The organism is Variovorax sp. GW821-FHT09B01, from assembly GCF_059418345.1.
In genome coordinates, this window is record NZ_JBWKPQ010000001.1 from 294989 (window position 1) to 321924 (window position 26936).

A 26936-nucleotide genomic window follows, 5' to 3' on the forward strand; every position below is an offset into this window, starting at 1 on the left:
GGGCGCGCTGATCATGGCGCACGCCGGAAGTCGATGGCAACAACCGGCATCGGGAACCTATGGCGCATTCATTGGCGGTGGACGACACCGCACGACACGAGATCGATCCAGGCCTGTTCGACACGCCCAAGGTGCGGCAGGCCTGCGTCGACCTCGCTGCCTGCTTTCGCATGGCTGCGAGGCTCGGCATGGAAGAGGGCATCTGCAATCACTTCTCGGCGGTGGTGCCGGGCTTCGACGATTGCTTCATCGTGAATCCCTTCGGATTGGCCTTCGACGAGATCCGCGCTTCCGACCTGATCATCTGCGACTTCGACGGCCGCGTGCTCAAGGGCGACCGGCCGCCCGAGATCACCGCGTATTTCATTCATGCGCGGGTGCACAGGAGCCTGCCGCGCGCCCGCGTCGCGTTCCACACGCACATGCCGTATGCGACCAGCCTCGCGCTGGTCGAAGGTCAGCCGCTGCAATGGGCCGGCCAGACCGCGCTCAAGTTCTACGGGCGCACGGCGGTCGACGACTTCAACGGTCTCGCACTCGATGCGAGGGAAGGCGACCGCATCGCGGCGGCGATCGGCGATGCCGACGTGGTGTTCATGCGCAATCACGGCGTGATGGTGGTCGGCAAGACCATCGCCGAGGCCTGGAACGACCTGTACTACCTGGAGCGCGCCTGCGAGGTGCAGGTGCTGGCCGAGTCCACGGGCCGCAAGCTCAGTCCCGTGCCGCCGGAACTGGCCGCGGCCACCTATGCGCAGATGCGCAGCGGCGGCAGCGAAAGCGCGGTCCAGCACCTGGCGAGCATCAAGCGGCGCCTGCTCAAGACCGATCCCGATTACCTGCTCTGAATGCCACTCCTCGAACCTCTCATGAAATCCCGTCTTCCGCATCTCGCCATCGCCGCCCTCGCATTCGCCTGCCTGGGCGCGAACGCCGCCGAACTGACCGGCCGCCTCAAGACCATCAAGGAGCGCAACACCATCACCGTGGCCTACCGCGAGTCCTCGATCCCGTTCTCCTACCTCGGCGGCAACGGCCAGCCCATCGGCTATGCGCAGGACATCTGCCAAAGAATCGTCGAGGACATCAAGACCACCATCGGCAGCCCGGACCTCGTGGTGAAGCGCCAGGCCGTGACCTCGCAGAACCGCATTCCGCTGATCCAGAACGGCACCATCGACCTCGAGTGCGGCACGACCGTCAACAACCCCGAGCGGCAGGCGCTGGTGAGCTTCAGCACCACCTACTTCGTGGTCGGCACCAAGTTCGTTTCGCGCAAGGCCGACAAGCTCGCCACGCTGCAGGACCTCAAGGGCAAGACCGTCGTGGCGACCACGGGGTCGAACACCGTGATGCGCCTGCGCGGCATGGACCGCAAGGAAAGCCTGAACCTCAACCTGATCCAGGCGAAGGATTTCTCGGACAGCATGTTGACCTTCACCTCGGGCCGTGCCGATGCCTTCTTCGAGGACGACATCAACCTGGTCGGGCAGATCTCGTTCTCGCTCAATCCGGCCGATTTCAGCCTGAGCACCGACACCCTGAGTCGCGATCCCTACGCGGTCATGCTGCCGCGCGGCGAGCCCGAGTTCAAGGCCGTGGCCGACAAGGCCATCGCGCGGCTGTTCGCCAGCGGCGAGATCAAGGCGCTCTACGACAAGTGGTTCCAGTCGCCGATTCCGCCGCGCGGCGTGAACCTGCATTTCCCGATGAGCGATGCGCTGGCCAAGGTGATCGCGAAGCCGACGGATTCGCCGAATCCGGCGGACTATTGAGCAAGGTGCCCGGCGTGCCTAGCACTCGCAAGGTCGGCATCCTGGGCGGCATGGGTCCCGCGGCCGGCGCGGATTTCCTGCGGCTCTTCGTCGGCGCCTGCGAGGCGCGGCTGCGAGCCAGCGGCAGTCCCGTGCCCGACCAGGCCTTTCCCGAACACTGGCTCGCGCAGCTGCCGGTGCCCGACCGCACCCTGGCGCTGCTCGAGGACGGCCCCTCGCCCTTCGAAGGGATGGTGAGCGGCATCGAGGGACTGCAAAGCCACGGCGTGGCGAGTATCGCGATCGCTTGCAACACCGCGCATGCGTGGCACGCGAAGCTGCAGCGCTCGCATCCCGGCGTGGAGCTGCTGCACATCGTCGAAGAGACCGCGAAGTACCTCGAGGTGCAGCGCATCGAAGCTCTGTGCCTGCTCGCGACCCAGGGCACCTACAGCCTGGGCTTCTACCAGGCGGCGTTGGCGCAGCGCGGCATCGCCTGCCATCTGCCGACGGAGCCGGAGAGAGAGCAGGTCATGCGCGGTATCCGCGATGGCGTGAAGGCCGGGAATCTCGGGCTCGCGACGCGGCTGTTTGCCGAGGTGGCGCGGCGGATGGTCGAGCGGCATGGGTGCGACAGCCTGCTGCTGGCTTGTACGGAGATACCGCTGGCGCTGCATGGTGTGCCGGGGCATGCGGGGGCGCGGTTGGTGGATCCGGCGGAGGTGTTGGCGAGGGCGTTGGCGGGGCGGGCTTATGAGATGGGTTGATGTGCGTTCCAACATCGCGCTTTTCATCATTGTTTGTATGGCTTCGCGCGAGTACACGCCTTGAACCATGCGAAAAGCAGGCATGTGCTTCGTAACGGAAATTGGACGCGACAAGAAGCAGACGCTCGGAACCAACGTTTCAAGTGCCCTTTGAAAGCGGAAACTCCCCCTGCCTGCGCGCTACGGCCGACTCGTACGCGTCTAAAAGACGCTGAAGTTCATCACGCTCGGCATCGGACACCGAACTCGCAAGGTCGACCACGACGTTCTTGATCAGGTAGTACTCGGTATCGCCGCGGATCTGGCCACGCTTTACGATGCGCTTGTACGCGGAAGCGTACCGACGGCGGAGTTCGGACAGCGGCAAGATGCCCACCGCACGCATGGCTTCATCGATCGAAGCAAGGTCTTCCGAACGAACATGAGCCAGATCTTCAATGATGTCATTGGTCGCTTCGCGCAGTCCTTCCAGTGCCTTCGACCGACCATACTTTTCAGTGATGCCGGCGCAGACTTCAGCCATGCTCGTACCAGAGATAGAAGCGGTCTTCGAGACATGGGTCGAATAGAAATCGACGAAAGCAAACAGCTCCTGGAACTCTCGCTCTCGTTCCGCCGATAGTGGTCGTGCCATGTGCATGAGGTTCCGGTCGTGGAAGTCGCTTTCTGGCCGCATTCTGCCCACGTGTCCAAATCAGGAAAGGCGGGTCTCGCGTCTAGGTCTAGGTTTCCAAAGAGGTGTACTCCACGCAGGGACCGAGGACACTTTCTACGGTGTGAATGAAGTTGCTATCCCAATCCTCCAGATCGACATCTGAAACCCAGAGGTAGGCGCGAGAGAAAGTGTAGGCCTCTGGCGACACAAGAGCGTCGGGCTTCGAGATCGCATGACAGTCAGGACACGCGACCTCCCTCAACGGTAGAGCCAGGGAAGATTCCTCGTCTTCCCATATCTCGTTCGCAACTTGGCTGAGCGATGCTCCGCATTGCGGGCATGCCAAGTCATAGATCAAGTTGGGAACCGGGTCATGAAGCGGTGAAGTAGCTAAGCCCATTTCCGCAAACGAGAAATCATGAGCCGACGTGGGGAGCGATCGCCCGGCACTTGCCCACTCCTTGATACGTTCATCGATGAAGCGGTCCGGGGTCGTCACGAACACACCGATTGCCCAGAAACGCTCTGCGATCTCATGCTCTTTTCCGAACAATCGCGTGTCATCTTTTGGAACGAAATACTTCGAGACTTCACTCATCCGAACTCCTCCCTTCGAAATTTTTCTGAAATGAAGTGCGGGTTCGGGCCCCTTGCCCGACCCGCACCAGCCAATATCAGAGCCCCAGCGCCTTCGCCACCCCCGCCCCATACGCCGGATCGGCCTTGCTGCAGTTGTCGATGTGCCGCCGCTTGATGAACTCCGGCGCATCGCCCATCGCGCGTGCCGTGTTGTCGAACAGCACCTGCTGCTGCTCGGGCTTCATCAGGCGGAACAGGTCACCGGGCTGCTTGTAGTAGTCGGCGTCGTCCTCGCGGAAATTCCAGAAGTCGGCGTCGCCGCGCAGCTTGAGCGGCGGCTCGCGGTAGTCGGGCTGTTCCTGCCATTGGCCGAAGCTGTTGGGTTCGTAGTGCAGGGTGCCGCCGTAGTTGCCGTCCACGCGCATGGTGCCGTCGCGGTGGTTGCTGTGCACCGGGCAGCGCGCGGCATTGACCGGGATCTGGTGGTGGTTGACGCCGAGGCGGTAGCGCTGCGCGTCGGAATACGCGAACAGGCGCGCCTGCAGCATCTTGTCGGGCGACACGCTGATGCCGGGCACCAGGTTGTTGGGCGCGAAGGCGCTCTGCTCGACGTCGGCGAAGAAGTTCTCGGGATTGCGGTTGAGCTCCATCACGCCGACCTCGATCAGCGGGTAGTCCTTCTTGGGCCAGACCTTGGTGAGGTCGAAGGGGTGGTAGGGCACCTTCTCCGCATCGGCCTCGGGCATGACCTGCACGTAGAGGGTCCACTTGGGGAAGTCGCCGCGGCCGATCGAATCGAACAGGTCGCGCTGGTGGCTCTCGCGGTCGCCGCCGACGAGTGCGGAGGCCTCGGCGTCGGTGAGGTTCTGGATGCCCTGCTGCGTCTTGAAGTGGAACTTGACCCAGAAGCGCTCGTTGGCCGCGTTGACGAAGCTGTAGGTATGCGAGCCGAAGCCGTGCATGTGGCGGTAGCTGGAAGGAATGCCACGGTCGCTCATCACGATGGTGACCTGGTGCAACGCCTCGGGCAGCGAGGTCCAGAAGTCCCAGTTGTTGGTGGCGCTGCGCATGTTGGTCTTGGGATCGCGCTTCACCGCCTTGTTGAGGTCGGGGAACTTGCGCGGGTCGCGCAGGAAGAACACGGGGGTGTTGTTTCCCACGAGGTCCCAGTTGCCTTCCTCGGTGTAGAACTTCAACGCGAAGCCGCGGATGTCGCGCTCGGCATCGGCCGCGCCGCGTTCGCCGGCCACGGTGGTGAAGCGCGCGAACATCTCGGTCTTCTTGCCGACGGCGCTGAACAGCTTGGCGCGCGTGTACTTCGTGATGTCGTGCGTGACGGTGAAGGTGCCGAAGGCGCCGGAACCCTTGGCGTGCATGCGGCGCTCGGGAATGATCTCGCGGTTGAGGTTGGCGAGCTTCTCGATCAGCCAGACGTCCTGCATCAGCAGCGGGCCGCGCGGGCCGGCCGTGAGGCTGTTCTGGTTGTCGACCACGGGCGCGCCGAAGGCGGTGGTCAGGGGTGTCTTGTTCTGGGGATCGGATGGGTTGCTCATGGGGCGTCCTCTCGTCGTGGGTTGAAAGCGGGTCCACTCTACGAGCATCCGATGACCTTTCCAAACGACCTCCGTGGGGGGACGGGGGATACGATGGAATGATGCGGCGAGGCGCGGAATGGAGTAGGCAATCGGCCCGGCCCTCCGCGCGCCATCGCCGGCCCTAGCCGCGCATCCGTTCGACCGCGTCGATCCAGCGCACGAAGGCCGCCATCTGGTCGGTCACGAACTTGCGCGTGGTGTCGTCGGTGCAGCGGCCGGTTTCGGCGTCGAACTTGGTGGGCGCGTGGCCGATGAAGACCTCGGGCTTGACCAGCGGCATGGCGTTGAGGAACAGCATGACCTTGCGCAGGTCGTACTGCACGCGCGCGCCGCCCAGCGGGCCCGGCGCGGCGCTGACGATCGCCACCGGCTTGGCGTTGAAGGGCTGGTCCTCGCCGCGGCTGAGCCAGTCGATGAGGTTCTTGAGCCCGCCAGGAATGCTGAAGTTGTACTCGGGCGTGGCGATCAACACGCCATCGGCGGCGCGGATGCGCTCGCGCAGCGTGGCGACCGATGCCGGCAGGCCGCGCGCGTAGTCGTCGGCATCGAACACGGGCACCTCGCGCCATTCGAGCAGGGCGAGGGAGGCCCCTTGGGGCAGGACCTCGCGCGCGAGTTGGACCACGTGGCGGTTCACGGAGGCGGCGCGCAGGCTGCCGCAGAGGGCGACGATGTCGCGGGTTGTCATTCGGAATCCTTGGAGAGTTGGAACAGGGAAAGGATGAGCTCGCTCACTCGAGCGAGATGTTGTTGTCCTTGACGACCTTGACCCAGCGCTTCGACTCGGTGCCGACCAGCTGGGAGAAGTCTGCCGGAGAACCGCCGACCGGAATCAGCCCGAACTCGCCGAGGTAGCGCCGGTACTCGTCGGACTCGGCGATGCGGCGCGACAGGCTGGCGAGCAGGTCGACGATGGGCTGCGGCGTGCCCTTGACCGCGAAGACCCCGTGCCACGAGTCTCCCTCGAAGCCCGGGAAGGCCTCGGCCACGGTCGGCACCTGCGGCAGCGACTCGAGCCGGTGCGTGCTCGACACGGCCAGCGGCCGCACCTTGCCGGCCTTGATGTAGGGCAGCACGTCGGCGATCGGCGAGAACGCGGTGCTGACGCGGCCGCCGAGCACGTCGGTCAGGCCGCCGTCGCGATAGGGCACGTGGTTGAGCGCGAGGCCGGCGCTGTTGGCGAAGTAGGCCATCGACATGTGCGGCACCGTGCCCACGCCGTACGAGGCATAGCTGACCTCGCCGGGGCGGGCCTTCGCGTCCTTGATGAGGTCGGCGAGCGTCTTGTAGGGCGACTGCACCGGCACCGAGACCACCAGCGGGATCGACAGCATGCGCGTCACCGGTACCAGGTCCTGCGGCTGGTAGGGCAGCTTCTTGTAGACGAAGGGATTGATGGTGAGCGTGCCGCTCGCGGTGTAGAGCAAGGTGTAGCCGTCGGCGGGCGCGGTGGTGACGGCCTGCGTGCCGACGATGGTGGAGGCGCCGGCGCGGTTGTCGATCACCACGGGTTGCTGCAGCTGCTTGGAGATGCGGTCGCCCCAGTAGCGCGCCATCACGTCGGGCGCGGTGCCGGCGGGGAACGGCACCACCACGCGGATCGGCTTGCTCGGGTACTTGTCCTGGGCTTGGGCCCAGGCGGCGGCGGTGAGGCCAAGGGCCAGCGTCCAGGCGGCGCGTTGGAAGAAGGGGCGGATCGCGGTCGGCATGGTTGTCTCCGGTGGGCCGGACTTGGGTGCCGGCTGGTTGAAGCGCGGGGTGCGCGCAGTGCCAGCGAATCTAGGTGTTCCATCGAGCGCAATGAAGCGCCCTCGGCGGAAAGCTTTGTTCCGCCTGCAGGAAAACTCGGGCGCGGGAGTATCCTCGGCGCCTCTTCGAACCCGCCCACGGACCCAAGCGATGGACACGCCGTTCAGCCTGCCTTCCGCCTATCGCCTCGCGTCGACCCGCCGCTGGGGCCGCACCCAGGGACTGACGGTGACGCCGACCGGCGCGGCACGCGGCCGGCGCGAGTTCCTGTGCTTCCGGCCCGGCTTCTATCTGTCGCTGGGCCATGTCACGCACCTGGAAGAAAGCCGCGAGGTCTATCGCAGCGGCGACTTCATCAAGCTGCATTTCCGGCTCGAGGGCGAAAGCCGGGTCGGCCAGCCCGGCAGCGCGGGCGCGCAGACGGTGAGCGCGATGAGCGTGAGCACGCTGTTGCAGCCGCCCGGGGCGGCCAAGGAGGAGTTCTTCGCGAGCGAGGTGCGCGAGCGTTCGGTCACGCTGTGCTGTTCGCGCGATTTCCTGTCGGAGGAGTTGGGCCTGCTCGAGCTGCCACTGGATGGGCCTTTCGGCGCCTTCATGCAGGCGCGGCCCGATCGCTTCGAGCTGCTGCGCTTTCCGCTGAGCACCGCGCAGCATGAGATCGCCGATGCGCTGCTCGACGACGGATCGGGCGACCGCTTCAGAGGGCTCTATGCCGAGGCCAAGGCTTTCGAGCTGTTGCATGGCTTTCTGACGCGCGGCTTCGGCGATGCGCCGGTCGATGGCGCCACGGCCGCGGCGCGCGAGCGGCTGGCGCCGCTCAAGGACCATATCGACGCGCATCTGGGCGAGGTCTTCGACATGCGCAGCCTGGCACGCCGTTTCGGGCTCAGCGAGAGCCGCCTCGCGCGCGGCTTTCGGCAAGCCTACGGCAGTTCGCTGTTCGAGTACGTGGGCAAGGCGCGGCTGGCGCGCGCCAGGGTGCTGCTGGAACAGGGGCACCAGAGCGTGACAGAGATCGCGCTCGATGTGGGCTATGGCCATGCCGCGAACTTCAGCACCGCCTTCAAGCGCCACTTCGGGCTGAGCCCGCAGGCGGCTCGGCAGGCCGCGCGCTCGGGTCACGGCGGGCACTGACGCGACGGCTCAGACCACGTCGGCCGGGGCGATCAGCACCCGCGTGTACTTGTTCATCGCCTCGACCTCGAGGCCGAGCCAACGCGCCACCTGTTCCACCGACGTGCCGCGGCGAAGCTGGCGCAACGCGAAGGTGTGGCGCAGCCGGAACGAACCGCCCTCGGCGCTGTCGAGCCCGGCCTGTGAGAGCAGTTCGCGGGCGCATCGGTAGTGCGACTCCTTGCCCCAGGGCTTGCCCGTGCGCGTCGAGGGAAAGAGCTGCTCCCCCGGAATGCCCAGTTCGGCGCGGACCTGCAGCCAGTGCTTGAGCAGCTCGGCGGCCCAGGGCGCGATCGGCGTTTCGCGCGGCGGCAGGTTGCCGTTCCCGGGCACGGCGATCTTCCAGGGGCGGTCGGCCACGCGGCCACCGGCGGTGGTGGGGGCGTCGATGGCCAGCGCGCGCACGTCGCCCGGCGCAAGGCCGGCACCGAGCTGCAAGCCGACCGCCGCGTGGTTGCGCAACTGCTGCCAGGTCAGCGGCTGGCCGCGGCCTTCCGAGGAGGCGCCGGGGCGCGGGCGGGCACTGGAGAGAAAGAGGATCAGGTGCTTGGCCTCGGACGCCGAAAGGAACTCGGGCGGCGGGTCTGCACTGGCCGCTTCGGCATAGCGGATCTCGGGGTGGGCCAGCAGCCAGTCGGCGGCCGCCGTGCTCGGGGGCAGGTCGTGCATGGCGCAGCGATGCCGCAGCACGTGGTCGATCAAGCGCACCAGCCGCAGCGCATGGCGCGGCGAGAGCGACAGGTCGCTGCTCTTGATGCCGTAGCGCGCGGCCTTGAAGGCGTCGAGGTCGGCGGGTGACAGGGACTCCAGTGTCACCCGCGGCGACTGGCCCAGGCACCACGAGGTGAAGCCGTTCCACATGTCGCGGTAGACGGCCATCGACGAGGCCTCTCGCAGGGTGCCGGCGGCGCTGCGGGCCGCGAGCCATTCCTGGAAAGCCGTTTCATGCGGGCTGCCGACGGGGTCGGTATCGAAGAGGGAAGGCGTGACCATGAAAATACGCTAACGGCTTAGGTTTGTTGTTGAGGAACGGTGTTTGTTTCGGCGGAGACTTAGAAAGGGGTTCGTATTAAGAGTAGGCCGTTAGTGTATTTACAGGACCATGTTCCCGCTGCTGATCGAGGCCTGAAAGAGACATCTTTTCGACTCCAACGAGCCGACCTGTTGCAACCCGACCCATCGCACTACCGTTTTCCGTTGGCAACTTGTCGGGCAGCCGTTTTCAAGAATCGCCCGATGCCGCCGAGATGCCCTCTGACAGGCCATCTCGTGGGGACGCTGCAAGTTCCAGCGCATGCTGAGCCTGAATGCCCTCTCACCCATGCTGGCCGACTCGCGCACCATCGATCTGAGCGAGTCGGGCTGGATCTACGAGCAGCGACTGAGCGGCTGCCGCCTGCTGGCGCAGACCCGCACGCCCACTCGATCGGGCAAGGTGCAATTGCAGACGCGCGACGGCTCGGACGCCACGGGTTGGTTTCCCGAGGTGGTGGAGAGCCTGGCCCAGTTGAAGGAAGGGCCCTGCATCCTCGATGGCGTGGCCTGTGTGCTCGATGACAGAGGCCGCTGCGACCGCGAAGGGCTCAGCGAGCGTGCCAAGCGGCGCGGGTGGTATCGCGGCGCCAGGCCGGTGTTCTATTTCGTCTTCGACCTGCTGATGGTGCAGGGCATCGATCTCACCAGCGAGCCCTTGTCGCAACGCAAGCAAAGGCTCGCGCGTCTGCTCGGAACGCCCTTGCTCAATGTGATTCCGGTCCATCACTACGAACGTTCGGAGGCCGTCGCATTGCTGCAGCAGGGCAGGGCCCAGGCGGACTTCGCGGGCCTGATGGCCAAGCGGGGAGCCAGCATCTACAAGCCTGGCATCCGCTCGGCTGATTGGGTGGCACTGAACGCACAGGGTCCACACGAGCGCATTCCGACCTGAGCCGATGCCTCGGCGCCTTCAGCGCGTGTCGGTCGTCTCCAGCTTGGCGGCCAGTTCCTCGAGGATCGAGCGCAGCTGCGCGATCTTGCGTTCGCCGAGCAGCCCGGCCAGCCGTTCCTCGTAGCTCTTCGACAGCACGATCCCCGTCAGCACCGCCTTCTCGCCGCGCGCGGTGAGCTGCACCGTGTTGGCCCGGCGGTCCTGCGCATCGGGCGTGACCGTGACGAGGCCGCAGCCCTGCATCTGCTCGACGAGGTAGCTCATGCTCTGCTTGGTCATGCCCGCGCGCGCCGCGAGTTCGCTCACGCGCGAACTGCCGGGCCCCAGGTTGCGCAACACCGCGCTGAAGGCCGGCCGGATGTCGTCGAAGCCGCTTTCCCGGAGCTCCGCATAGAGCCACCCGGACATGCGCTCGTAGGGCATTCGCAGCAAGGCACCCAGGGTCTGGTGGGTGTCGGTGAAGGGCTTTTCCTGTGGCATCGCGCGAGTATCTCGAACGACAGTCCACCTGTCCATCTGCGATCCCGCCTATGACCAATGGCCGATGGAAAAGACAGGGCCTTTGTCAATAATTGGCAGACATTCTGTCTTTCAGCGACGTCCCGGCAGAGGCGTCACCTGCATCAGGAGCTTTGGCTTGCAAACGATCGAACACAACCTGGCGGTGGTGGACCGCCATATCCAGGGGGAGGCCCGCGATGTCGACTCCATCCTCGACCTCTACACCGACGACATCGTGCTCGAGGTCCCGGGCCGCGGCCTGCGCTTCGTCGGCCGCGATGCCGTGCGTGCCAACTACCTCGCGATGTGGCCGTCGATGGCGGAGGTGGAGATCACGCCGCTCGACCGCTTCGCCACCGAGCACCGGGTGGTCGACGACATGCTCGTCCACCTGCGCCTCGTGGGACCGGGCATGGTCAACGCGCCGGTGGCCATCGGCTCGCGCGTGGCGCTGCGCCTCGTTCACCACTTCGAGATGCGCGACGGACTGATCGCGCGCGAGCAGGTGTTCGAGATGTGGAACCTGCGCGAGCCCGAGGCCGGTCGCTGAACGGGAAGAGGCATTCGCAGCGGAACCAGTCCCGGCTTTAGCGAGTCGCATCGGTCGGTCGGCGAGCAGCCGTCTTGCGCGTGTCGGCATCTCTTCCGACAGGCGCGGCGAAGGCCGCTGACTACGCTCGTCGGCAGACCCGGGTGACACCGGGACCCGATTCCAGCCACGCCTGCTTCTGCGTCACGCGACATGTCCTCGATGCCTCTGCCACCGTCCCTCCATCCCTTCTTTCTCCGGAAGCAGCCGAAGACGCCCGCATCGAGCGGCATCGGCCGCGACACGCTCTCGCATTCCGAGCAGCACCAGGGATGGGAATTCCACTACAGCCTTGCGCCGGTGCCCGCGCGCGCCACCTTCTCGGGCACCGCGCAGATCCATCGCCAGGGCGAACGGCATTGCGAGCTGCCGATCTTCGAGCCGCAACGCAATGCGCTGGCATCGATCGACCTGTTGCGCGAGCAGTGCCTGGCGTGGATCGAGAGCCGCTCGGCGGCCACGGGCCAGCCGCCGCCTTCCGCGAACTGAGCCCCCATGGACTGGATCTCCTGGCTGCAATGGCCCGCCTTCGTCGCCTCGGTCGGCGCCGCCTGGCTGGTGGCATCGAACGCGAAGGGCAGGCGCAACACGGGGTTCTGGGTATTTCTCGCGAGCAATGTGCTGTGGGGCATCTGGGGCGTGTATTCGAGCGCCTGGGCGCTGATCGCGCTCCAGGTATGCCTGGCCGCCATGAACCTGCGCGGTCTCGGCAAGACCAAGGAGGCGTCGTCGCAGAACTGATCGGCAGCCGATACGGAGCGGAAAACAGCCCCGTCGGTCAAAAATAGCCAATAGGGCTAGAATGGCCAGATTCCTCCTTCGGAGAAGTCCATGGCTGCCATCTGGCCCCCGCTCGATCAACTGCCGCGTCAGAACGCCTCGCAGGTCAAGAACCGCTGGGGCGAGGTCGTGCGCCAGGTGCGCCAGTCGGGCAGCGTGGCGATCACCAACCACGCCAATGTCGAGATGGTGCTGCTCGACGCGGCCACCTACGAACAACTGACCACCGACCTGCAGGCCCTGCGCTCGCGCGAGGCCAACGTGCTCGAGGAGCTCGGCGCGCGCTTCGATGCGCGGCTCGCGGTGCTGCAGCAGGAGGACAGCGCTGGCAAGCTCGACGGCCTGTTCGAGGCGCGCGGCAAGCAGCGCCGGCGTCCGCGGGCCGGCGAAAGCTTCTGATGGGCGCCGCCGCGGCACGGCGGCCGTTCATCTTCGTGCTGGCCGGCGTCAATGGCGCCGGCAAGAGCTCGGTCGGCGGCGCGATGCTGGCCGAGCACGGCCTCGACTGGTACAACCCCGACCGTTTCGCGCGCGAGCTGGTGGCCGCGCTCGGCATCGACATCGCCGATGCGAACGGCCGCGCCTGGGAGCATGGCCGTGCGCGGCTAGCGGCCGCCGTCGAGAGCGGCCGCAACTTCGCCTTCGAGACCACGCTCGGTGCCCGCACCATCCCCGACCTGCTGGCCCACGCCGCGGGCAGCCATGACGTCTCGATGATCTTCTGCGGCCTGGCCTCGCCCGAGCAGCATCTGCACCGCGTGCGCGCCCGCGTGCTGCGCGGCGGCCACGACATCCCCGAAGCGAGGATCCGCGAGCGCTGGACGGCCTCGCGCGCCAACCTGATCCGGCTGCTGCCGCATCTCGCGCGGCTGCAGGTGTTCGACAACAGCGCCGAGGCCGCGCCGGGCGAGGAGATCGACGATCCCCTGCTGGTGCTCGAAGTCGTCGGTGGCCGGGTCACGCACCCGGCGCCCGAGGACGCCGCGGCGCTGGCCGCCACGCCCGCGTGGGCACGAGCCATCGTGCAGGCGGCGATCGAGCAGGCTCGATCGCCGGACAGCACGGCCTGATTCAGGCAGGCACCGCGCCGGGCCGAACCGTCTCGCCCGCGATCGCGCGCCGCGCGACATGGGCCACGCCCTCGGCATCCAGCATGTAGTGGCGGTACAGGTGCGTGGGCGGCGCGATCAGGCTGTACTCGTCGTGGATGCCGTGGCGCACGAGCCGCACCGACCCGCCGACATCCGACAGCACCTCCGCCACCGCGGCGCCGAGGCCGCCGAGCACGTTGTGCTCCTCCACCGTCATCAGCAGCTTCGATCGGCCGGCGGCCTCGAGCACCGCCTCGCGGTCCAGCGGCTTCACCGTGGCCATGTCGAGCACGCCGACCGACAGCCCCTCGGCGCGCAGCGCCTTGGCCGCCTCGAGCGCGGAGTAGACCGGCATGCCGCAAGCAATGATCGTGAGGTCGGTCCCCTGGCCGTGCGCGATCGCCTTGCCGATGCGGAAGTCGATGCCGCCCGCGTAGATCTCCGGATCGCGGCCGCGCCCGATCCGGAAATAGATCGGCTCGGGCCAGTCGACCGAGGCCTTGATCGCGGCCTTCAGCTGGTGGCCATCCGCGGGCGAGATGATCGTGAGCCCGGCGATCGAGCGCATGGTGCCGATGTCCTCGGTCGCATGGTGCGAGGTACCGTAGAAGCCGAGCGAGATGCCCGTGTGGTGGCCGATCAGCCGCACCGGCAGCGCGCTGTAGGCCACGTCCATGCGGATCTGCTCGCAGCACAGCAGGCCGAGGAAGGAGGCGAAGGTCGCCACGAAGGGCATCTGGCCCGTGGTCGCGAGGCCGGCCGCGGCCGACACCATGTTCTGTTCCGAGATGCCGAACTGGATGTAGCGCTCGGGAAAGGCGGCCGCGAACTTGTTGAGGCCGTTCGAATACTGCAGGTCGGCCGAGCCGGCCACGACCGGATGGCCGGCCTCGGCGAGTTCGATCAGGGCGTCCGACAGCATGCTCAATCCGGGCGTGGTGGCGTTGAGCGAGCGGTACTGCCAGCTTTCGGGGGAGAGGGGTTGGGACATCGGGTGGGCCTCGTGGTCAGATTTCGGTTTGCATGATTTCTTCGATCGCGCGCGCGGCGTCGTCGGGCGACAGGTAGCCCAGGTGCCAGCCGGGCTCGGTCTCCATGTACGACACGCCCTTGCCCTTCACCGTGTGGGCGATCACGCAGGCCGGCCGCTCGCGCCGCGCGTCCTGCTTGAGGCGGCGCAGCAGTTGCGTGAGGGCCGAGAGGTCGTGGCCGTCGACCTCGTGCGTCTCCCAGCCGAAGGCGTGCCATTTGTCGGCCAGGCCCTCGATGCCGATCACGTCGTCGACGCGGCCGTCGAGCTGGAAGCCATTGCGATCGACGATGGCGATGAGCTTCGAGAGCCGGTAGTGGGCCGCGAACATCGCCGCCTCCCAGACCTGGCCCTCCTGCATCTCGCCATCGCCGAGCATCACGAAGGTGTCGAAGCCGCGCTTCGCGATGCGCCCGCCGAAGGCCATGCCGGCACCGGCCGACAGCGCATGGCCGATCGAGCCCGAACTGAAGTCGATGCCCGGCACCTTGCGCATGTCGGGGTGGTCGCCCAGCGGATTGCCCAGGCGGGTGTAGCCGTCGAGCGTGGCGCGGTCGATGTAGCCGTACTCCGCGAGGATCGGGAACAGGCCCACGGCCGCATGGCCCTTGCCCATGAGGAAGCGGTCGCGATCGGGCCAGCGGGGCTCGTTGGCGCGGATGGCCATCACGTCGTAGTAGAGCGAGGCGAACAGCTCGGCGGCGGAGAACACCGAGCTGTAGTGGCCGACCTTGGCGATCTCGATCAGCCGGATCGTTTCGAGGCGGATGAAGCGGGCCTTCTCGCGCAGGCGGTGGAGCTCTTCCGCGGACAGGGCGGACGGGGCGGGCGGTGATTCGGACGGAAATGGCATATCGGTTGCGTGGCTAGAGGGTGAAAGAAGCCCGCGCGCATGGGCATGCGCCGCGGGCGGGCTAAAGGGTTCGGGAGCGTGGTGCCGGGCCTGCGTCCTCCATCGGGTTTTCCATCAACGGATCGAGCGAAAAAAGACTTGTCTCGCTCGAAATCAACATATAGGATATATCCTACATCACCGATCGGGACCTGCAAAGTCCGATTTCCTCCCCACTGTCCAGAAGGTCGTCCATGACAGTCGTATCCGCGCGTTCCCGCTGTCGCGCAGGCATTTCCAAACTCGCCGCGCTGCTCGCGCTGGCCGCCGCCGCCACCTCGTCGATGGCGGCCGATCTCACGGTCGTCGGCTTCGGCGGTGCCTTGCAGGAAGCGTTTCGCAGCGCCTACTTCGAGCCGTTCAGGAAGCAGGGCGGCATCGCGCTGGTCGAGGACAGCTACCCCGGCGGCTACGCGCGGCAGAAGGCCATGGTCGAGACCGGCAACGTGACCTGGGACCTGGTGCAGATGGACGAGAACGAGATGGCCTCGGCCTGCGAGCAGGGCCTGCTCGAGCCGATCGACCGCAAGCAGTTCGCGAAGGCGCAGGACATCAACCCCGCGGCCTTCGCCAAATGCGGCGTGGGCGCCTTCGTCTGGTCGAAGGTGCTGGCCTACGACGGCCGCAAGTTCGGCGACAACGGGCCGCGCACCTGGGCCGAGTTCTGGGACACCCGGCGCTGGCCCGGCAAGCGCGGCCTGCGCAAGCAGCCGCGCATGACGCTCGAGATCGCGCTGCTCGCGGACGGCGTGCCCGCCGCCGATGTCTACAAGGTGCTCGCCACCAAGGCCGGGCAGGACCGTGCCTTCGCCAAGCTCGACCAGCTGCGGCCTTCCATCGTCTGGTGGGAGTCGGGCGCGCAGCCGCTCGAATGGCTCGAGAGCGGCACGCTGGCCGCCACCGCCGCCTACAGCGGACGCATCGCCTCGGCCAACCAGCAGGGCAAGCAGTTCCGCTTCAGCTGGGACGGCCAGCTCTACAGCATGGACTACTGGACCATCGTCAAGGGCAGCCCGCACCGCCAGCAGGCCCACGCGCTGCTCGACTCGATGTTCGACGCGCAGCGCCAGGTCGCCTTCGCGCAGGCCATTCCCTATGGCGTGACCAACACCCGCGCCGCCGCCGCGATGCCCGAGGCGCTGCGCCCGCTGCTGCCGACCTCGCCGCAGAACCTGCGCAACGCGCTGCTGCTCGACACCGCCTTCTGGGTCGACCACGAGGAAGAGCTGCTGCAGCGCTTCACGCGCTGGGTGTCGCAACGTTGAGGCCCGCGACGATGTCCCCCGGTTCCTCCGCCGTCTCGCTCGCCGTTCCCGCTGTGTCGGCAGGTGCCGGCGCGGCCCTCAGGCGCTCGACCCATCGCGCGGGCCGGCGCCAGCGGCTGGTGTCGCTGCTGCTGGTCGCGCCGCTGCTGCTCTACGGCGCCGTCTTCTTCCTGCTGCCGCTGGCGATGATGATCCACCGCGCCGTCGACAACCCCGAGGTGCGCGAGGCGCTGCCGCGCACCGCGCAGGTCCTGGCCGACTGGCAGTCCGTGGCCGGCTCGCTGCCCGGCGACCCCGCCTTCGCCGCGCTGGCCGCCGACATGGCGCAGGCCCAGGGCACGCGCGCCATCGGCGAGCTGGGTCGCCGCATGAACTACGAGATCAGCGGCTACCGCACGCTGGTGATGAAGACCGCGCGCCGCGCCGGCACCGACGCGCCCGCCGCAACCGATGCCAGGGCCTGGCTGCTCGAGGTCGATCCGCGCTGGGGCGAGGCCGCCTACTGGAGCGCGCTGCGCCGCGCCGCCACGCCCTACACCGGACGCTACCTGCTGGCCGCACTCGACATGGCGGAAAACGACGAGGGCCGCATCGTGCGCGCCGAGCCCGACCAGCGCATCTACCTCGACATCCTCTGGCGCACCCTGTCGATCGCGGGCGCGGTCACGCTGGCCTGCCTGCTGCTCGGCTATCCGCTCGCGGCACTGCTGGTGAAGGCGCCGAAGCCGATCGCCTTCGCGATCATGCTGGCGGTGCTGCTGCCCTTCTGGACCTCGCTGCTCGCGCGCACCACGGCCTGGATCGTGGTGCTGCAGGAGAACGGGCTGGTCAATGCGCTGCTGCAGGCCATCGGCGTCGTGAACCAGCCGCTGGCGCTGATCTTCAATGCCACCGGCCTCTACATCGTGATGGTGCACATCCTGCTGCCCTTCGCCGTGCTGCCGATCTACAACAGCCTCAAGAGTATTCCGCCGCACCTGATGCGCGCCTCGTCCTCGCTCGGCGCGCACCCGGTGCGCGGCTTCCTGCACGTCTACCTGCCGCTGAGCCTGCCGGGCGTGGCGGCCGGCGGCCTGCTGACCTTCATCGTGGCCGCGGGCTACTACATCACGCCCTCGCTGGTCGGCAGCGCGCGCGAGCAGATGCTCGGCTACTTCGTCGCCTTCTACGCCAACAACACCGTCAACTGGGGCATGGCCTCGGCGCTCGGCCTGATGCTGCTGGCCTGCGTGATGGCGGTGTACCTGGTGGCGGCTTCCACGCTCGGCGTGAAGCAGCTCGCGGGCATCAAGTGAAAGACGGGAACCCCTTCGCATGACCCACCGCCAATTCGCCCGCGCCGCCGGCGCCGTGCACTACCTGTACGGCGCGCTGATGGTGTGCTTCCTGCTGCTGCCGCTGCTCGCGATGACACCGATCTCGCTGAGCGCCGGCTCCTTCCTGTCCTACCCGCTGCCCGGCTTCTCGACCCAGTGGTACCAGCGCGTGTTCTCGCCCGGCCCCTGGCTCGATTCGCTGCGCAACAGCCTCGTGGTCGGCGTGTGCTCGACCCTGATCGCCACCGTGCTCGGCACGCTCGCGGCCTTCGCTTTCGCGCGGCGCAACCTGCCGGCGCGGCGCACGCTGCTGGGCTTCCTGATGGCGCCGATGATCGTGCCGCCCGTGATCACCGGCCTGGGCATGTACTTCCTGTTCTCGCGCATCGGGCTCACGGCCTCGCTGCCGGGACTGGTGATCGCGCACGCGGTGCTGTCGACGCCCTTCGTCGTCATCACGGTCACGGCCACGCTGCAGCAGTTCGACATGGGCCTGCTGCGCGCGGCCTACAGCCTGGGCGCCTCGCCCGTGCGCGCCTTCTTCACCGTGGTGGTGCCTATCGTCATGTCGGGCATCGTCTCGGGCGCGCTGTTCGCGTTCATCACCTCGTTCGACGAGGTCGTGGTCGCCATCTTCATCGGCGGTCCCGGCCAGCGCACGCTGCCGCGCCAGATGTTCGACGGCATCCGCGACACCATCGACCCCTCGATCATCGCCATGTCGACCTTCCTGATGGTCGTCGCGGCGGTGGCGCTCACGCTGTCGGCCTGGCTGAGCCAGCGCGCGGCTCCCGTTCAACGCCCCCAGGACTCCGGAAGCTCCACATGAACCCAGACTTCTCCGCCGGCGTCGCCCACGTCGACGGCCAGTACGTCGCGCTGCGCGACGCCCGCATCCCCCTCGTCGACCGCGGCTTCGTGCGCTCCGACGCCACCTACGACGTGGCCCACGTCTGGCAGGGCCGCTTCTTCCGGCTCGACGACCACATCGACCGCTTCCTGTGGTCGATGGGCGAGCTGCGCATGAGCCTGCCGCTCTCGAAGAAGGAGATGCGCCACATCCTCGAGCAATGCGTGGCGCTCAGCGGCCTGCGCGACGCCTACGTGCAGATGACCTGCACGCGCGGCGTGCCGCCGCCGGGCTCGCGCGATCCGCGCGAATGCCAGAACCGCTTCTATGCCTTCTCGCAGCCCTTCGTCTGGATCGGCACGCCGGCGCAACAACGCACGGGGCTCGCGATGGTGATCAGCCAGGTGCAGCGCATCGCGAGCGCGGCGATCGACACGCGCGTGAAGAACTTCCACTGGCTCGACCTGACCATGGGCATCTTCGAGGCCTACGACCGCGGCGCTCTGGTCGCGGCGCTGCCCGATGCGCAAGGCAACGTGACCGAGGGCGCGGGCTTCAACATCTTCGGCGCGAAGGATGGCGCGCTGTTCACGCCACGGCGCAACGTGTTCGAAGGCATGACCCGGCGCACCGTGATCGAGCTCGCGCGCCAGCTCGGCATCGGCTGCGAACTGGCCGACATCCCGGTGCAGCGGCTGCGCGAGGCCGACGAGATCTTCATCACCAGCACCGCCGGCGGCGTGATGCCCGTGACCCGGCTCGACGAGGCCAGCGTGGGCCACGGCGAGGTCGGTCCGCTGACGCAGCAGCTGCAGCGCATGTACTGGCAGCGCGCGGCGGACGACCCGCGCAACACCCCCGTGCCCTACGAGAACATGGCCGCCGCGCGCGGCGGCAAGGAGCTCGCATGATCGTCGTCACCGGAGGGACCCACGGCATCGGCGCGGCCATCGTCGCGCAACTGGCGGGCAACGGCGAACAGGTGCTGTTCACCGGCCGCGACACCGCCGCCGGCGAGGCGCTGGCGCAGCACACCGGCGCCCACTTCGCGGCCGCCGACGCGTCCGACCCCGCGGCCGTGGCCGAGGTCGTCGCGCGCGCCGAGGCGCTGGGCGGCGGCGTGATCGACGGGCTGGTCAACAACGCGGGCGCCGGTTCGCGCAGCGCCTTTCTCGAACTGGGCGTCGACGACTGGGACCGGCTGATGGCGGTCAACCTGCGCTCGGTGTTCCTGTTCAGCCAGAAGGCGCTGCCGGCCCTGCAGAAGTCGCAGCGCGGCGCCGTCGTCAACGTGGCCTCGATCGCCGGCAAGGTCGGCGAGGAGGGGCTCGCGGCCTACTGCGCCTCGAAGGGCGGCGTGATCGCGCTCACGCAGGCGCTGGCGCTGGAGTTCGGCGAGCGCGTGCGCTTCAACGCGGTGTGCCCGGGCCAGATCGCCACGCGGATGATGGCGCGCGTGATCGCCGACGCCGACCGCCTGGCCGCGCTCACGCGGCGCATTCCCGCCGGCCGGCTCGGCGAGGCCGGCGAAGTGGCCGCCACGGTCTGCTGGCTGCTCTCGGCGCAGGCCAGCTTCATCAACGGCGCGGTGCTCACGGTCGACGGCGGCGAAACCGCCGGCTACCGCACGCCGCCGCTGCCCGGCGCGCCGCGCGCCTGAACGCTCCTTCCTTCGATAGCGAGACACCCATGCTTCCCGTCCTCTACACCCCCATTCACCGCGAGCACGAGCCCTCGTTCTTCTTCGTCACCGGCCGTTTCACGCCCGCGCAGGAGCGCATCGACCGCGCGGAGCAGTTGCGCGACGCGGCCGTGCAGGCCGGCTGCGAACTCGTGGCCGCCGCCGAGCATGGCCTGGGCCCGGTCGCCGACGTGCACACGCCCGACTACCTGTGCTTCCTGCAGGACGGCCATCGCCGCTGGTCCGAGATTCCGGGCGCAGCGCCCGAGATCGTGCCCAACGTGTTCGCGGTGCCGGGCCTGCAGCACGGCTACCCCGAGCGCGTGGTCGGCCAGGCCGGCTACCACATGCAGGACCTGGCCTCGCCGATCGGCCCGGGCACGGCGGCCGCGGCCTTCGCCTCGGCCAATCTCGCGGCCGATGCCGCGCAGCGCGTGCTGCAGGGCGCCAAGGCGGCCTACGCGATCTGTCGGCCGCCGGGCCACCACGCCTACCGCGAGCGCGGCGGTGGCGTCTGCTACCTCAACAACGCCGCGATCGCCGCGCAGCTGCTGCGCCGCCAGGGCCGCCGCGTGGCCGTGATCGACATCGACGTGCACCACGGCAACGGCACGCAGGGCATCTTCTACGAGCGCTCCGACGTCTACTTCGTCTCGCTGCACCGCGACCCGACGAACTACCACCCTTACTTCTGCGGCTACGCGCAGGAGCGCGGCGCCGGCGCGGGCCTGGGCTACAACCTGAACCTGCCGCTGCCGGCCGAGACCGGCGACGACGCCTACCTGGCCGCGCTCGAGCACGCCTGCCGCCGCCTCGCGGCCTACAGCCCCGACGCGCTGGTGATCTCGCTGGGCCTCGACGCGCACGAGCACGACCCGTTCAAGGGCCTCAAGGTCACGACCGAGGGTTTCCGCCGCATCGGCCAGCGCCTGGGCCGGCTCGGCATGCCGAGCGTGATGGTGCAGGAGGGCGGCTACGACTGCGACCACATCGGCGCCAACCTCGTGCACTTCCTCGACGGCTTCACGGGCGGCCTGCGCGCCTGAGCCTGTTCCTTTCTTCCTCCCCGTTCCTTTCTCCCGGAGTTCCCATGAACCTTTCGCTTTCCCTGCGCGGCCTCGTCCTGGCCGGCCTCGCCTTCGCCGCCCCGTGGACCCAGGCGCGCGACCTCACCGTCGTGAGCGTCGGCGGCGCGCTGCAGGAGTCCTTCCGCAAGGCCTACTGGCAACCCTATGCCGCCGCGAAGTCCGAGAAGCTGGTGGAGGACAGCAACGTGGTCGGCCTCACCAAGGTCAAGGCCATGGTCGAGTCGGGTAACGTGATCTGGGACCTGGTGCAGATGGACGAGGAGGACGTGGTGGTCGGCTGCGACTCGGGCCTGCTCGAGAAGATCGACTGGGCCAGCGCGGCGCCCGCCACGCGCGACCTGCCCAGGGAGCTGATGAACCCCTGCGGCGTGCCGGCCATGCTGTGGGCCAAGGTGCTCAGCTACGACAGCAAGCGCCTGCCCGACGGTCCGAAATCGTGGGCCGATTTCTGGGACACCAGGCGCTGGCCCGGCAAGCGCGCGCTGCGCAAGCAGGCCAAGCAGACGCTCGAGATCGCGCTGATGGCCGACGGCGTGCCGGCCGCCGAGGTCTACAAGCTGCTGGCGACCAAGGCCGGCCAGGACCGCGCCTTCGCCAAGCTCGACCAGATCAAGAAGGACGTGCAGTGGTGGGAGGCCGGCGCCCAGCCGATCGAATGGCTGGCCTCGGGCGCGGTGGTGATGGCCTCGGCCTACAACGGCCGCATCGATGCCGCGAACAAGGAAGGCCGTTCGCTGGCCATGGTGTGGAAGAACCAGGTCTACGGGCCGACCGATTGGGTGGTGGTGAAGGGCAGCCCGAACAAGGCCAAGGCGCTCGCGCTGATCGACTACATGAGCGCGCCGGCGCAGCAGAAGCTGTTCGCCGAGACCATTCCCTACGGGCCGGCCAATCCGAAGGCGCAGGCCCTGCTCTCGAAGGCCGTGCTCGACAAGCTGCCCAACGCGCCGCAGAACATCGACCAGCCGCTGCTGCAGAACACCGCCTTCTGGGCCGACCATCTCGACGAGTTGCAGCAGCGCTTCGCGAAGTGGGTGTCGAACTGAGCGGCACGGCGATGGCGGCTGACGCCAGCGGGTTGCAGATCCTGCACACGCCGCTTCATGCGCTGCACCGCCCTGGACTGCTGGGCGCGCGCGGCGGATGGCGCACGTCTCGCGACGTGCCCGAGCGTGTCGACGCGATGCGCGCCGCGCTCGGCGAGGCGGGCTTCACGGTGCAGGACGGCTCGGTCTCGCACGGCCTGGCGCCGCTGGCGCGCGTGCACGATGCGCGCTATCTCGACTTTCTCGCCACCGCGCATGCCGAGTGGTCGGCGCTGCCAAATGTTCGGGGTGCTTCGGCCGAGGTGCATGCCAACGTGTTCGCGATGCGGCGCCACGGCGGCGGCTATCCGCGCTCGGTCGAGGGCCGTGCGTCCTTCCACTTCCACGACCAGCTGGCCCCGATCGGGCCCACGACCTGGGAGGCCGCGCGCGCCGCCGCGGACCTGGCCGTCGAGGCCGCCGAGCGCGTGCTGCGTGGCGCGCGCTGCGCCTATGCGCTGTGCCGGCCGCCCGGCCACCATGCCTATGCCGACATGGCCGGTGGCGGCACCTACCTCAACAATGCCGCGATCGCCGCCGAGCATCTGCGCCAGCGCTTCGCGCGTGTCGCGGTGCTCGACCTCGACGTGCACCACGGCAACGGCACGCAGGACATCTTCTGGCGCCGCGCCGACGTGCTCTTCGTCTCGCTGCATCGCGATCCTGTCGACTACCACCCGTTCTTCGCGGGCCATGCCGACGAGCGCGGCGAAGGGGAGGGCGAGGGCTTCACGCTGAACCTGCCGCTGCCCGCGGGCACGGGCGACGCCGACTACCTGCTGCAGCTATCGGCTGCGCTCGAACGCATCGACCGCTTCGCGCCCCAGGCGCTGGTGGTGTCGCTGGGCCTCGATGCCCACGTGGCGGACCCGGCCGCGGGACTGCGGCTCACCGAAACGGGCTTCGCCGGCATGGGCCGGCAGGTGGCATCGCTGGGGCTGCCGACGGTGCTGGTGCAGGAAGGCGGGTACAACCCCGCGGTGGTCGGCGCGTCGCTGGTGGCGTTCCTCGGCGCCTGGCGCTGAGCGCGCGGGCCGATCAGGCCTCGGCGGCCTCGAGGCTCTGCTCGTATTCCTTGAGGAAGCGCTCGATGCTCGGCCCGGCCGACATCAGGTCGGCCCGGATGGCCGTCACGGCGGCGGCCGGGTCGCGGCGCGCGAGCGCGTCGAGCAGCGCATCGTGCTGGCCGTAGCCCTGGTCGTACGAACCGTCGGACTTCTCGTAGAAGGCGCGCAGGATCGGGCCCATCGAGGCCCACATGTTCTCGATCATCGACAGCAGCCGCGGCAGGCCGCAGTGCTCGTAGACGCCGAAATGGAACTCGCGGTTGTAGCGCAGCTGGTTCTCGGGATGGTGCGCTGCCTCGGCCTGCGCAAATTTCTTGTTGATCCGCACCAGCTCCGCCACGTCCTTGTCGCTGACCTTGAGCGCGGCCTGCTCGACCGCCGCGCTCTCGAGCGCCACGCGCACCGTGCGGATCTCGATGTAGCGCTCCAGGCTCAGCGGCGGCACGATGATCTGCTTGGCCGTCTCCATCTCGAGCGCATGCTCGCTGACCAGCCGCAGCAGCGCCTCGCGCACCGGCGTGTCGCTGGTGCCGAACATCTGCGCCGCCTCGCTGATGCGGATCCGGTCGCTGGGCATGAAGCGCCCGGCGATCAGCGATTCGCGCATCTCCGAGTACACGCGCGCGGCGAGGTTGGTCTTGTCGATGGGTTTGATCTTGGGTTTCACGGGTTCTTTTCAGGCGGGTCGCGCGAAAACGAGCATATCGCGGGATTGCCATCCCAGAGCGACGTCCGCGCCCACCACGGTATCGCTGGGCAGTGTGCCGTGGCCGAGCTTGGCCACGATCTGGTCGCCGTTGCGCAGCCGTGCGATCAGCCGCGTGTGGTCGCCCAGGTAGACCAGGTCGACCACCTCGGCGCTGACCTGCACGCCCTGGCCGTCGGCCAGCCGCACGCACTCGGGCCGCACCAGCGCACAGCCCGCGCCCGCCGGATGCGATGCCTGCCCCTGGCCGGCCTCGGGCAGCGGGATCCGCAGGTCGTCGCGCAGCTGCAGCACGCCCGCGGCCTCGATGGTGCCGTCGAGCCGGTTGTTCTCGCCGATGAAGGTGGCGATGTAGTCGGTGGCGGGCGCGTCGTAGATGGTGCGCGGCGGCGCCAGCTGCTCGATGCGGCCGTCGTGGAAGACCGCGACCCGGTCGGACATGGTCAGGGCCTCGCCCTGGTCGTGCGTGACGTAGACCACCGTCACGCCCAGCTCGCGGTGGATCTGCTTGATCTCGTACTGCATGTGCTCGCGCAGGTTCTTGTCGAGCGCGCCGAGCGGCTCGTCCATCAGCACCAGTTCGGGATCGAACACCAGCGCGCGCGCCAGCGCCACGCGCTGCTGCTGGCCGCCCGAGAGCTGGCCCGGCTTGCGCTCGGCCATGCCCGCGAGCCGCACCAGCTGCATCGCGCGGTCGACCTTGTCGCGCAGCGCCTGCCCCGAGATGCCGCGCATCCTCAGCGGATAGGCCAGGTTCTGCGCCACGCTCATGTGGGGGAACAGGGCGTAGTTCTGGAACACCATGCCGATGCCGCGCTTGTGCGGCGGCACGTCCTGGATCGGCCGGCCGTCCATGAGGATGCGCCCGCGCGTCGGGTTCTCGAAACCGGCCAGCATCATCAACGTGGTGGTCTTGCCCGAGCCCGAGGCGCCCAGCAGGGTGAGGAATTCGCCGCGGCGGATCTCCAGGTTCAGGTCGGGGATGACGAGGTGCTCGCCGTCGTAGCTCTTCTGGACACCGATCAGCTCGATCAGCGGTCGTTCGGCCGTGGTGTTCACGCTGCTTCCTTTCGCGCTGCGGCGGGTGCCTTCCAGGGATCGCGCGCGGCCACCTCGTCGAGCGCGGCGCCGAGGGTGCGCGCCATCCATTCGACCTGGGCCTCGTCGAGCACGTAGGGCGGGCTCAGCGCGATCACGTCGCCCATGTTGCGCACGATCAGCCCGCGCTCGCGCGTGGCCTGCTCGACCTGGGCGCCCACGCCCTGCGTCGGATCGAAGGCTTCGCGCGTGTCGCGGTTGCGCACCAGCTCGATGCCCGCGATGAAGCCCCTGCCGCGGATCTCGCCGACCAGCGGATGCGCGGCCAGCGGCGCCAGGCTCGCGTGCAGCCGCTCGCCGAGGCGACGGGCATGGGCCGGCAGGTCCATCTGCTCGTAGATCGACAGCGCCTCGAGCGCCACGGCCGCGCCCAGCGGATGGCCGGAGTAGGTGAAGCCGTGGCCGAAGCCGCCGGTGCGGCCGCTCTCGGCCTCGATGACCTCGTAGACCCGCGGCGCCACCACCACGCAGGAGATCGGCGCGTAGCCGGCCGACAGCCCCTTGGCGCAGGCCATCATGTCGGGCTCGAAGCCGAAGGACTGCGCGCCGAACCATTCGCCGGTGCGGCCGAAGCCGCAGATGATCTCGTCGGACAGCATCAGGATGCCGTGGCGCCGCAGCACCGCCTGCACGCGCGGGAAGTAGCCCTCGGGCGGCACCAGCACGCCGCCGGCGCCGATGATCGGCTCGGCGATGAAGGCCGCGATGGTGCCGGCGCCCTCGCGCTCGATGGTGTGCTCCAGGTCGGCCACCAGCCGGTCGACGAAGGCCGCGTCGCTCTCGCCGGGCAGGGCGTGGCGGTAGGCCGAGGGGCATTCGAGCCGCACGATGCCGGGGATCGGCAGGCCGAAGGCGGCATGCATGTTCGGCAGGCCCGAGAGGCTCGCGCCCATCACCGTCGAGCCGTGGAAGCCGCGCTGGCGCGCGAGGATCTTGCGCCGCGCCGGCTCGCCGCGCGCGATGTGGAAGTTCCAGGCCAGCTTGACCATGCTGTCGTTGGCCTCCGACCCCGAGGTGGCGAAGAACACGCGCGCATCGCGCATCGGCGCCAGCGCCGCGACCTTGGCCGCGAGCAGCGAGGCGACGTCGGTCGAGCGGTGGTTGAAGGTGTGGTAGTAGGGCAGCCGGCGCATCTGGCGCAGCGCGGCGTCCACCAGTCGCGACTCGGAGAAACCCAGCGAGGCGCACCACAGGCCGGCCATGCCCTCGAGGTAGCGCTGGCCGTGCTCGTCGAACACGTAGGCGCCTTCGCCGCGCACCATCACGAGCGGGCCGCGGCTGCGGTGGGTCTGGAGGTTGGTCTGGGAATGCAGGTGGTGTGCCGTGTCGGCCTTGCCGACGACGCTGTGGCGCGCCGTGTCGGGGGAGAGGGTTTCGATGTCGGTCATGGTCTGGGTTTGGATGCAGGATATATCCTATATGACGAATCGAAACGGTGCAAGCCGGTGGCTGGCGGCGCGAAAACGCTGGTCGACGGGGTGTTGCGGGCATGCGAAGGCCCATGCGCGGCGCGCCCGGGGCCGAAGGCGACCGGGCGGAGGGAATACCAAAGGATGAAGGGGCTTGGCGCTCGCGCCCTCAGCGGTGGGGGGCGTTGGTCAGGGAAAAGATGGCGCCAGGAAGCTGCCGGACAAAGCTGTGCACCGCACAAACTTTAAGCAGACTGTTGTTTCCCCTTTGAAAACAACAGCTTAGATC

30 protein-coding genes are annotated in these 26936 nt (G+C 68.2%); 18 read left to right on the forward strand and 12 right to left on the reverse strand.

Annotated elements, in window-relative coordinates; translation table 11 throughout:
- Positions 1 to 59: 59 nt before the first annotated feature.
- From AC07RV_RS01230 to AC07RV_RS01240, 3 genes are read left to right on the forward strand one after another with little or no spacing between them, the layout of a single operon-like run.
- A complete protein-coding gene (locus AC07RV_RS01230; RefSeq protein WP_296783492.1) occupies positions 60 to 848 on the forward strand; it encodes an aldolase in 789 nt (262 codons plus the stop codon).
- 21 nt (positions 849 to 869) lie between these two features.
- Complete coding sequence (locus AC07RV_RS01235; RefSeq protein ID WP_296783490.1) at positions 870 to 1775, forward strand: amino acid ABC transporter substrate-binding protein; 906 nt, start codon at positions 870 to 872, stop codon at positions 1773 to 1775.
- Positions 1776 to 1780: 5 nt separating this feature from the next.
- Complete coding sequence (locus tag AC07RV_RS01240) at positions 1781 to 2521, forward strand: aspartate/glutamate racemase family protein (protein ID WP_366929023.1); 741 nt, start codon at positions 1781 to 1783, stop codon at positions 2519 to 2521.
- Between the two features lie 139 nt (positions 2522 to 2660).
- Here the strand turns inward: AC07RV_RS01240 and AC07RV_RS01245 are convergent, their stop codons facing one another.
- The 5 genes from AC07RV_RS01245 to AC07RV_RS01265 all read right to left on the reverse strand — a co-directional run bounded on the left by AC07RV_RS01245 (position 2661) and on the right by AC07RV_RS01265 (position 7059).
- Positions 2661 to 3161 (reverse strand): hypothetical protein, encoded by a 501-nt coding sequence (locus tag AC07RV_RS01245; protein WP_296783486.1) that lies wholly within the window; start codon positions 3159 to 3161, stop codon positions 2661 to 2663.
- An 82-nt stretch (positions 3162 to 3243) separates the two neighbouring features.
- On the reverse strand, positions 3244 to 3774 hold the full coding sequence (locus AC07RV_RS01250; protein ID WP_296783484.1) for a hypothetical protein: 531 nt from the start codon (positions 3772 to 3774) through the stop codon (positions 3244 to 3246).
- A 76-nt stretch (positions 3775 to 3850) separates the two neighbouring features.
- Entirely contained in the window at positions 3851 to 5308 is a 1458-nt protein-coding gene (locus AC07RV_RS01255; RefSeq protein WP_093345592.1) for a catalase, read from the reverse strand.
- Between the two features lie 163 nt (positions 5309 to 5471).
- The gene (locus tag AC07RV_RS01260; protein WP_296783481.1) at positions 5472 to 6038 is read right to left on the reverse strand and encodes an NADPH-dependent FMN reductase; all 567 of its coding nucleotides are present in this window, start codon (positions 6036 to 6038) and stop codon (positions 5472 to 5474) included.
- Between the two features lie 43 nt (positions 6039 to 6081).
- Entirely contained in the window at positions 6082 to 7059 is a 978-nt protein-coding gene (locus AC07RV_RS01265) for a Bug family tripartite tricarboxylate transporter substrate binding protein (protein WP_296783479.1), read from the reverse strand.
- A gap of 190 nt (positions 7060 to 7249) precedes the next feature.
- On the opposite strand from AC07RV_RS01265, the gene AC07RV_RS01270 reads away from it, so the two are divergent.
- Positions 7250 to 8233, forward strand: coding sequence for a helix-turn-helix domain-containing protein (locus AC07RV_RS01270; RefSeq protein WP_296783477.1), 984 nt, complete (start codon positions 7250 to 7252; stop codon positions 8231 to 8233).
- Between the two features lie 9 nt (positions 8234 to 8242).
- Here AC07RV_RS01270 and AC07RV_RS01275 read toward each other — a convergent pair whose 3' ends face one another.
- Positions 8243 to 9265, reverse strand: a complete 1023-nt coding sequence (locus AC07RV_RS01275; protein WP_296783474.1) for a tyrosine-type recombinase/integrase — start codon at positions 9263 to 9265, stop codon at positions 8243 to 8245.
- Between the two features lie 301 nt (positions 9266 to 9566).
- Here AC07RV_RS01275 and AC07RV_RS01280 point away from each other — a divergent pair, with 301 nt between their 5' ends.
- A complete protein-coding gene (locus tag AC07RV_RS01280; protein WP_296783469.1) occupies positions 9567 to 10199 on the forward strand; it encodes an ATP-dependent DNA ligase in 633 nt (210 codons plus the stop codon).
- Between the two features lie 18 nt (positions 10200 to 10217).
- On the opposite strand, the gene AC07RV_RS01285 is transcribed toward AC07RV_RS01280, so the two are convergent.
- A complete protein-coding gene (locus AC07RV_RS01285) occupies positions 10218 to 10679 on the reverse strand; it encodes a MarR family winged helix-turn-helix transcriptional regulator (protein WP_281077207.1) in 462 nt (153 codons plus the stop codon).
- Between the two features lie 157 nt (positions 10680 to 10836).
- Between AC07RV_RS01285 and AC07RV_RS01290 the strand changes: the two genes are divergently transcribed.
- The 5 genes from AC07RV_RS01290 (at position 10837) to AC07RV_RS01310 (ending at position 13139) form a co-directional block, all read left to right on the forward strand.
- A complete protein-coding gene (locus AC07RV_RS01290) occupies positions 10837 to 11250 on the forward strand; it encodes a nuclear transport factor 2 family protein (protein WP_218159386.1) in 414 nt (137 codons plus the stop codon).
- Between the two features lie 192 nt (positions 11251 to 11442).
- Complete coding sequence (locus tag AC07RV_RS01295) at positions 11443 to 11778, forward strand: hypothetical protein (protein ID WP_093345613.1); 336 nt, start codon at positions 11443 to 11445, stop codon at positions 11776 to 11778.
- A gap of 6 nt (positions 11779 to 11784) precedes the next feature.
- Complete coding sequence (locus tag AC07RV_RS01300; RefSeq protein WP_208508349.1) at positions 11785 to 12030, forward strand: hypothetical protein; 246 nt, start codon at positions 11785 to 11787, stop codon at positions 12028 to 12030.
- 90 nt (positions 12031 to 12120) lie between these two features.
- Complete coding sequence (locus AC07RV_RS01305; RefSeq protein ID WP_296783460.1) at positions 12121 to 12468, forward strand: type II toxin-antitoxin system prevent-host-death family antitoxin; 348 nt, start codon at positions 12121 to 12123, stop codon at positions 12466 to 12468.
- Positions 12468 to 13139 carry an ATPase gene (locus AC07RV_RS01310; RefSeq protein ID WP_296783457.1) on the forward strand — a complete coding sequence of 224 codons (672 nt, stop codon included), beginning with the start codon at positions 12468 to 12470 and terminating at the stop codon, positions 13137 to 13139. Before AC07RV_RS01305 ends, AC07RV_RS01310 begins: the two co-directional genes overlap by 1 nt.
- Before the next feature lies 1 nt (position 13140).
- Here the strand turns inward: AC07RV_RS01310 and AC07RV_RS01315 are convergent, their stop codons facing one another.
- Complete coding sequence (locus AC07RV_RS01315) at positions 13141 to 14151, reverse strand: transketolase family protein (protein ID WP_296783454.1); 1011 nt, start codon at positions 14149 to 14151, stop codon at positions 13141 to 13143.
- Between the two features lie 16 nt (positions 14152 to 14167).
- Positions 14168 to 15043 carry a transketolase gene (locus AC07RV_RS01320; RefSeq protein WP_296783451.1) on the reverse strand — a complete coding sequence of 292 codons (876 nt, stop codon included), beginning with the start codon at positions 15041 to 15043 and terminating at the stop codon, positions 14168 to 14170.
- 233 nt (positions 15044 to 15276) lie between these two features.
- Here AC07RV_RS01320 and AC07RV_RS01325 point away from each other — a divergent pair, with 233 nt between their 5' ends.
- From AC07RV_RS01325 to AC07RV_RS01360, 8 genes are read left to right on the forward strand one after another with little or no spacing between them, the layout of a single operon-like run.
- A complete protein-coding gene (locus AC07RV_RS01325; RefSeq protein WP_296783448.1) occupies positions 15277 to 16347 on the forward strand; it encodes an ABC transporter substrate-binding protein in 1071 nt (356 codons plus the stop codon).
- Between the two features lie 11 nt (positions 16348 to 16358).
- Entirely contained in the window at positions 16359 to 17642 is a 1284-nt protein-coding gene (locus AC07RV_RS01330) for an ABC transporter permease (protein WP_296783445.1), read from the forward strand.
- Between the two features lie 19 nt (positions 17643 to 17661).
- Positions 17662 to 18492: an ABC transporter permease gene (locus AC07RV_RS01335; protein ID WP_296783442.1), complete on the forward strand. Its 831-nt coding sequence runs from the start codon at positions 17662 to 17664 to the stop codon at positions 18490 to 18492.
- Positions 18489 to 19424, forward strand: coding sequence for an aminotransferase class IV (locus tag AC07RV_RS01340; RefSeq protein ID WP_296783439.1), 936 nt, complete (start codon positions 18489 to 18491; stop codon positions 19422 to 19424). Before AC07RV_RS01335 ends, AC07RV_RS01340 begins: the two co-directional genes overlap by 4 nt.
- Positions 19421 to 20173 carry an SDR family NAD(P)-dependent oxidoreductase gene (locus tag AC07RV_RS01345; protein ID WP_296783436.1) on the forward strand — a complete coding sequence of 251 codons (753 nt, stop codon included), beginning with the start codon at positions 19421 to 19423 and terminating at the stop codon, positions 20171 to 20173. Before AC07RV_RS01340 ends, AC07RV_RS01345 begins: the two co-directional genes overlap by 4 nt.
- A gap of 29 nt (positions 20174 to 20202) precedes the next feature.
- Positions 20203 to 21240, forward strand: a complete 1038-nt coding sequence (locus AC07RV_RS01350) for a histone deacetylase family protein (protein ID WP_296783433.1) — start codon at positions 20203 to 20205, stop codon at positions 21238 to 21240.
- A gap of 44 nt (positions 21241 to 21284) precedes the next feature.
- Positions 21285 to 22328 (forward strand): ABC transporter substrate-binding protein, encoded by a 1044-nt coding sequence (locus tag AC07RV_RS01355; RefSeq protein ID WP_296783428.1) that lies wholly within the window; start codon positions 21285 to 21287, stop codon positions 22326 to 22328.
- An 11-nt stretch (positions 22329 to 22339) separates the two neighbouring features.
- Complete coding sequence (locus AC07RV_RS01360) at positions 22340 to 23392, forward strand: histone deacetylase family protein (protein WP_296783425.1); 1053 nt, start codon at positions 22340 to 22342, stop codon at positions 23390 to 23392.
- Positions 23393 to 23405: 13 nt separating this feature from the next.
- On the opposite strand, the gene AC07RV_RS01365 is transcribed toward AC07RV_RS01360, so the two are convergent.
- The 3 genes from AC07RV_RS01365 to AC07RV_RS01375 are packed head-to-tail and all read right to left on the reverse strand — an operon-like array spanning position 23406 to position 26626.
- Positions 23406 to 24101 carry a GntR family transcriptional regulator gene (locus AC07RV_RS01365; RefSeq protein ID WP_057590058.1) on the reverse strand — a complete coding sequence of 232 codons (696 nt, stop codon included), beginning with the start codon at positions 24099 to 24101 and terminating at the stop codon, positions 23406 to 23408.
- Between the two features lie 9 nt (positions 24102 to 24110).
- The gene (locus AC07RV_RS01370; RefSeq protein ID WP_296783422.1) at positions 24111 to 25199 is read right to left on the reverse strand and encodes an ABC transporter ATP-binding protein; all 1089 of its coding nucleotides are present in this window, start codon (positions 25197 to 25199) and stop codon (positions 24111 to 24113) included.
- Positions 25196 to 26626: an aminotransferase gene (locus AC07RV_RS01375; RefSeq protein WP_296783419.1), complete on the reverse strand. Its 1431-nt coding sequence runs from the start codon at positions 26624 to 26626 to the stop codon at positions 25196 to 25198. Before AC07RV_RS01375 ends, AC07RV_RS01370 begins: the two co-directional genes overlap by 4 nt.
- Between the last annotated feature and the right edge of the window lie 310 nt (positions 26627 to 26936).